The sequence below is a fragment of the Flavobacterium algoris genome (assembly GCF_048158525.1).
In the GTDB taxonomy this organism is placed as follows: domain Bacteria; phylum Bacteroidota; class Bacteroidia; order Flavobacteriales; family Flavobacteriaceae; genus Flavobacterium; species Flavobacterium algoris.
Genome location: NZ_JBLNKT010000041.1, coordinates 21,118 through 28,100 on the forward strand (window position 1 = coordinate 21,118; position 6,983 = coordinate 28,100).

Below are 6,983 nucleotides of genomic sequence, written 5' to 3' on the forward strand. Positions count from 1 at the left end.
ATTATGTCGTCTCACTACGAAGCAACCATTAGAAAACCCTTAGTTATAGGTGATAAATCTTATCACGATGTAACTGTAGATGTAGCTGCGCCTGTAGAAGGTAAAGCAAATAAACATTGGTGGATTGTATTTTCAATTGCATTAACCGCATTTCTTTGGGGAATGTGTTGTATCATTTACACTGTATCTACAGGTATTGGAACATGGGGATTAAATAAAACTGTAGGTTGGGCTTGGGATATCACTAACTTCGTTTGGTGGGTAGGTATCGGTCACGCAGGAACATTAATTTCGGCCGTATTATTGCTTTTCCGTCAACGATGGAGAATGGCAATTAACCGTTCTGCGGAGGCAATGACCATTTTTTCTGTAATTCAGGCAGGTTTATTTCCAATTATACATATGGGTCGTCCATGGTTAGCGTATTGGGTTTTACCAATACCGAATCAATTTGGTTCTTTATGGGTGAATTTTAACTCTCCTTTACTTTGGGACGTATTTGCAATTTCTACTTATCTTTCTGTTTCATTAGTTTTCTGGTGGACTGGTTTATTACCTGATTTTGCGATGTTGAGAGATAGAGCAATTACTCCTTTTAATAAACGTGTATATTCAATATTGAGTTTTGGATGGAGTGGTAGAGCAAAAGACTGGCAACGTTTCGAAGAAGTTTCTTTGGTTCTTGCAGGTTTAGCAACTCCTTTAGTACTTTCTGTACATACCATTGTATCAATGGATTTTGCTACCTCGGTAATTCCAGGTTGGCATACTACAATTTTCCCTCCTTATTTTGTTGCAGGAGCAGTTTTCTCAGGATTCGCAATGGTAAATACTTTGCTTATTATTATGAGAAAAGTTTCTAACCTTGAAGCTTATATTACTATTCAGCACATAGAATTGATGAACATCGTAATCATGATTACAGGTTCTATAGTTGGTGTTGCTTACATTACGGAGCTTTTTATAGCTTGGTATTCAGGAGTTGAATATGAACAATATGCATTCTTAAACAGAGCAACTGGACCTTACTGGTGGGCTTATTGGTCAATGATGACTTGTAATGTTTTTTCTCCACAGTTTATGTGGTTCAAAAAATTAAGAACAAGTATTATGTTCTCTTTTATTATTTCGATTGTTGTAAATATTGGGATGTGGTTTGAAAGATTTGTAATTATTGTAACATCGTTGCATAGAGATTACCTTCCATCTTCATGGACAATGTTCTCTCCAACGTTTGTCGATATTGGAATATTCATAGGAACAATTGGTTTCTTCTTTGTATTGTTTTTGTTATATTCTAGAACATTCCCTGTAATAGCACAAGCGGAAGTAAAAACAATATTAAAAGGAACAGGAGATAATTACAAAAGAGAAAGAGAAGCAAATAAAGATTTACATCATGAGTAATAAAGTAATATATGCCATTTATAATGACGATGATGTTTTGATGGACGCGGTTAAAAAAACACGTGCAGCTCATCATCATATTGAGGAAGTTTTTACTCCTTTTCCTGTCCACGGATTGGATAAAGCCATGGGTCTAGCCCCAACAAGGATAGCTATATGTTCTTTTATATATGGTTTAGTAGGTTTGTCTTTTGGTACTTGGATGATGAATTACATTATGATTCAAGATTGGCCTCAGGATATTGGTGGTAAACCAAGTTTTAGTTATATTCAAAATATGCCTTCTTTCGTTCCAATTATGTTTGAAGAGACTGTATTTTTTGCAGCGCATTTAATGGTTATTACTTTTTATATGAGAAGTAAGCTATGGCCTTTCAAACAAGCAGAAAATCCAGATGTTAGAACAACAGATGATCACTTTTTGATGGAAGTTGCTGTGAATGATAATGAAAGTGAATTGGTTTCTTTTTTTGAAGGTACAGGGGCAGTAGAAGTTAAAGTAATTGTAAAGAATTAATTGTCGATATGAAAAGTCTATATAAAATAACATTTGTAATTTGTATTACTATTTTAGTTTCGTCTTGTCATGATAATTCGAAGCCTAATTACCAATACATGCCCAATATGTATGAGCCAGTAAGTTATGAAACTTATGAAGAGTCAAATGCATTTAAGAACGGTAAAGAAGGTCAGCTTCCTCCAGTAGGAACAATAAATAGAGGTTTTGAACCGTATGATTATGAGAATTCTACAGCGGGTTATGATTTAGCTAAATTAAATCTAAAATCACCGCTTGATTCAATCTCTGAAAAAGATGCTGAAAAATCTAAAGAATTGTTTGAAATTTATTGTGGTATCTGTCATGGTAATGAAGGAAACGGTAAAGGTAAATTAGTAACCCAAGGAAAATTTCTTGGTGTACCAAGTTATAAAGATAGGGTGATAACTGAGGGAAGTGTTTTTCATGTTCAAACTTACGGTTTAAATTCAATGGGGTCTTATGCGAACCAGTTGAATCAACACGAACGTTGGTTAGTAGCATCTTATGTTTTAAAACTGAAAGCTAAATTATAATTGTTGAACAAACTGATCGTAATAGATATGTATACATTTTCAAGTAAATTAAAAACATTTTCTTTTGTCTTAATGGCTGTTGGCCTTTTAGGAATTGGATATGGTTTTTTAACTGCACCAAAAGATATTCAAGAAGTTGAAAAGCTACTTGCTGCTGAAACTCATGAAGGACATGGGGAATCAAAGCATGAAGTTTCAACATCTTCAGCTGAAGCTCATACAGAAATTAGTAAATCTGATGAAGTTAAAGAAGCTGCTGAACACAAAGAACATGTTGTTCATGTTCTAACACAATTACAAAATAAACCATGGGCTGCATTATATGTTGCTTGTATTTTTTTCATGCTTATTGCTATGGGTGTTTTAGCATTTTACGCTATACAACAAGTAGCTCAAGCAGGTTGGTCTCCTGTTTTATTTAGAGTAATGCAAGGTATTACGGCATATCTTCCGGTTGGATCGGTTATATTTTTCGTATTTCTTATTATTTGTGGGTTACATATTTTTCCTTCTAATAGTTTGTTTATTTGGTTGGATCCAGAGGTTGTTGCTCATGATAAAATTATTGCTAATAAATCTGGGTATTTAAATTTTCCTTTTTGGATAGTTAGAGCGGCCATTTTCCTAGCAGGTTGGAATTTATATCGTTATTTTTCAAGAAAAAATTGTATTGACCAAGACGCCGCTTCTGATAATCTTTCTTACAAAAAGAATTTTAATATATCAGCAGGATTTTTAGTTTTCTTTATTGTAACAGAATCTATTATGTCTTGGGATTGGATTATGTCAATTGATCCACACTGGTCTAGTACATTGTTTGGATGGTACGTTTTTGCTAGTTTCTTTGTAAGTGGTATAACTATGATCACCATGGTTACTTTATATTTGAAATCTAGAGGATTCTTAGAAAATGTTAATACCAGTCACATTCATGATTTAGCTAAATTTATGTTTGGAATAAGTGTTTTCTGGACTTATTTATGGTTTTCACAATTTATGCTTATATGGTATGCAAATATACCTGAAGAGATTACTTATTTTGTAACAAGAATTCAACTATATAATCTTCCTTTCTTTGGAGCGGTCGTTATGAATTTTGTATTTCCAATTTTGATTTTAGTTAATACTGATTTCAAAAGAATAACTTGGATTTTAGTTATGGCTGGAGTAGTAATCTTATTAGGTCATTATATTGATTTCTTCAATATGATTATGCCTGGTACAGTTGGAGACAGATGGTTTATAGGTGTTTCCGAAATTGCTTCTGTTCTTTTCTTTCTTGGATTATTTATTTATGTTGTTTTTACGGCATTAACTAAAGCTCCTTTGTTACCTAAAAGAAATCCATACATAGAAGAAAGTAAACATTTTCATTATTAATATTTAAACAAAAAAACAGATGACAAGTTTGTTGGTAATTATAGTTTTAGTTTTATTAGCTGTTGCTCTATGGCAATTGACGAAAATATTCGACCTAACTCAAGTAGGTTCTAATTCGGACAGTTCGCAAGTGGCTACGGATAATGATAATAATGTTCAAGGTTATTTAATGTTTGGTTTCTTGGCATTCATTTATATTTTCACAATCTATGGATTGTTTAAATGGGGACCATTAGTGCTTCATACACCAGCTTCAGAACATGGTGCTCTTGTGGACAGTCTTATGAATATCACTTGGGTTTTAATATTTATTGTTCAGGCAATCACTCAAGTCTTGTTGCATTATTTTGCCTTTAAATACAGAGGTAAAAAAGATCAAAAAGCTTTGTATTTTGCTGATAATAATAAATTAGAAGCAATTTGGAGTGTTATTCCAGCAGTTGTACTTGCAGGTTTAATCCTTTATGGTCTTTATGCATGGACTAACATTATGTTTATTGATGACGAAGATGATACTGTAGTAATTGAGTTATACGCACAACAATTCAAATGGACTGCTAGATATGCAGGAAATGATAATGTTTTGGGTAAAGCAAATGTTAGGTATATTGAAGGTATTAATACACTTGGTGTTGATTTAGGAGATCCTTATTCTCAAGATGATATTGTTGTTTCTGAATTGCATATCCCTAAAGGAAAGAAAATACATTTTAAAATGCGTTCTCAGGATGTTTTGCACTCTGCTTATATGCCTTACTTTAGAGCTCAAATGAATTGTGTTCCGGGTATGGTTACCGAATTTGCTTTTACACCAATATACACTACTTCTGAATATAGAGATTTACCTTTTATGATTGAAAAGGTTGCCAATATTAATGCTATAAGAACTAAGAAAAGTGCAGAGTTAGTAGCAAATGGAGAAACTGCTTTAGATCCTTACACATTTGATTATTTGTTATTGTGTAACAAAATTTGTGGAGCTTCACATTATAACATGCAAATGAAAGTTATAGTTGATACTCCTGAAGAGTATAAAAAATGGTTAAGCGAAAAAGCAACTTTAGTACAAGAAGTAAAAACTTCTAAAACTCCTGCTCCAGCAGAAGGAGGAACTGGGAAAGATTCTAGCAGTACTAAAGATACTGCAGCTGTTGCTAAAATAGCTATGAAATAATATTATTAAGAAAAATTTAAAGTATACACATATGTCAGCAGAAGGTCACGATCACGGACACGATCACGAACACGAACATCACCATAAAGACACTTTCATTACTAAATATATCTTTAGTATTGATCATAAAATGATTGCCAAACAATACTTGTTGACAGGTATTATTATGGGAGTAATTGGTGTAGGTATGTCTATGCTTTTTAGAATGCAATTGGCATGGCCAGAGCAATCATTCAAAATATTTAATATATTACTTGGTGATAAATTTGCTCCAAACGGAGTTATGGCTAATGATATTTATTTAGCTTTAGTTACTATTCACGGAACGATAATGGTTTTCTTTGTTCTTACCGCAGGTTTAAGCGGAACCTTTAGTAACTTGTTAATACCTCTTCAAATTGGTGCTCGAGATATGGCATCAGGTTTTATGAATATGATTTCTTATTGGTTGTTCTTTTTATCAAGTGTAATCATGATTAGTTCATTATTTGTAGAAGCAGGACCAGCTTCAGCTGGTTGGACTATTTATCCTCCTTTAAGTGCGCTTCCACAGGCTATTCCAGGTTCTGGAATGGGTATGACACTTTGGTTAGTTTCTATGGCTATATTTATCGCATCTTCATTAATGGGGTCATTAAATTACGTAGTTACAGTTATTAATCTTAGAACTAAAGGGATGTCAATGACTAGATTGCCTCTTACTATCTGGGCTTTCTTTGTAACTGCAATTATTGGTATAGTTTCTTTTCCAGTATTATTATCAGCGGCTTTGTTGTTAATTTTTGACAGAAGTTTTGGTACATCATTCTTCTTATCTGATATTTATATAGCAGGTGAAGTTTTACATTACCAAGGAGGTTCACCGGTATTGTTTGAACACTTATTTTGGTTCTTAGGGCATCCTGAAGTATATATTGTATTATTACCGGCTTTAGGGATTACTTCTGAAGTTATTGCAACTAACTCTCGTAAACCAATTTTTGGTTACAGAGCGATGATTATGTCAATTTTGGCAATCGCATTTTTATCTACAATCGTGTGGGGTCACCATATGTTTATCTCGGGTATGAATCCATTCTTAGGATCTGTATTTACATTTACAACTTTGTTGATTGCTATACCTTCTGCAGTAAAAGCGTTTAATTATATTACAACACTTTGGAAAGGAAATTTACAATTGAATCCTGCTATGTTGTTTTCAATTGGTTTGGTTTCTACTTTTATTACAGGTGGTTTGACAGGTATTATCCTTGGTGATAGTACATTGGATATTAATGTTCACGATACGTATTTTGTAGTTGCTCACTTCCACTTAGTAATGGGTATATCTGCTCTTTATGGTATGTTTGCAGGAATTTATCACTGGTTTCCAAAAATGTTTGGAAGAATGCTTAATAAAAATTTAGGGTATGTTCACTTTTGGGTAACTGCAGTTTGTGCTTATGGTGTGTTTTTTCCAATGCACTTTATCGGATTAGCTGGTTTACCTAGACGTTACTATACAAATACTAACTTTCCATTGTTTGATGATTTACAAAATGTAAATGTTCTTATAACTACTTTTGCATTAATTGGTGGAGCTTTTCAATTGGTTTTCTTGTACAATTTTTTCAGTAGTATTTTCTATGGTAAAAAATCGGTTCAGAATCCTTGGAGGTCAAATACTCTTGAATGGACTGCACCAGTAGAGCATATTCACGGGAACTGGCCAGGTGAAATCCCTGAAGTACACCGTTGGCCTTATGATTACAGTAATCCAGCGCATGATGTGGATTTTGTACCTCAAAATGTTCCAATGAAAGAAGGAGAAGAAGTTCTTCATCACTAAATAAAAATAAAAAAGAGGTTGTCTGAAAAGATAGCCTCTACTTGTTTTAAGGAATACCTGATTTAGCAGAAATTTATTAAAAATTGAAAATATTGCCTTAATAATTGTTCTAAAAGTTTG

Annotated in this window: 6 protein-coding genes; all 6 read left to right on the forward strand. The window is 33.2% G+C overall.

From position 1 onward, the window contains the following. The first annotated feature begins 3 nt into the window (after positions 1-3). From nrfD to ACM55I_RS15435, 6 genes are read left to right on the forward strand one after another with little or no spacing between them, the layout of a single operon-like run. Positions 4-1,407: an NrfD/PsrC family molybdoenzyme membrane anchor subunit gene (gene nrfD / locus ACM55I_RS15410; RefSeq protein ID WP_416847726.1), complete on the forward strand. Its 1,404-nt coding sequence runs from the start codon at positions 4-6 to the stop codon at positions 1,405-1,407. Beyond that, complete coding sequence (locus tag ACM55I_RS15415; protein WP_039108742.1) at positions 1,400-1,924, forward strand: DUF3341 domain-containing protein; 525 nt, start codon at positions 1,400-1,402, stop codon at positions 1,922-1,924. The genes nrfD and ACM55I_RS15415 overlap by 8 nt, the downstream gene beginning before the upstream one ends. An 8-nt stretch (positions 1,925-1,932) precedes the next feature. Continuing rightward, positions 1,933-2,481, forward strand: a complete 549-nt coding sequence (locus ACM55I_RS15420; RefSeq protein WP_416835981.1) for a c-type cytochrome — start codon at positions 1,933-1,935, stop codon at positions 2,479-2,481. 27 nt (positions 2,482-2,508) lie between these two features. Beyond that, positions 2,509-3,861, forward strand: coding sequence for a quinol:cytochrome C oxidoreductase (locus tag ACM55I_RS15425; protein ID WP_416847727.1), 1,353 nt, complete (start codon positions 2,509-2,511; stop codon positions 3,859-3,861). A 19-nt stretch (positions 3,862-3,880) separates the two neighbouring features. Further along, entirely contained in the window at positions 3,881-5,035 is a 1,155-nt protein-coding gene (locus ACM55I_RS15430; protein WP_416847728.1) for a cytochrome c oxidase subunit II, read from the forward strand. Positions 5,036-5,066: 31 nt separating this feature from the next. Beyond that, on the forward strand, positions 5,067-6,863 hold the full coding sequence (locus tag ACM55I_RS15435) for a cytochrome c oxidase subunit I (protein ID WP_416847729.1): 1,797 nt from the start codon (positions 5,067-5,069) through the stop codon (positions 6,861-6,863). The last annotated feature ends 120 nt before the right edge of the window (positions 6,864-6,983 follow it).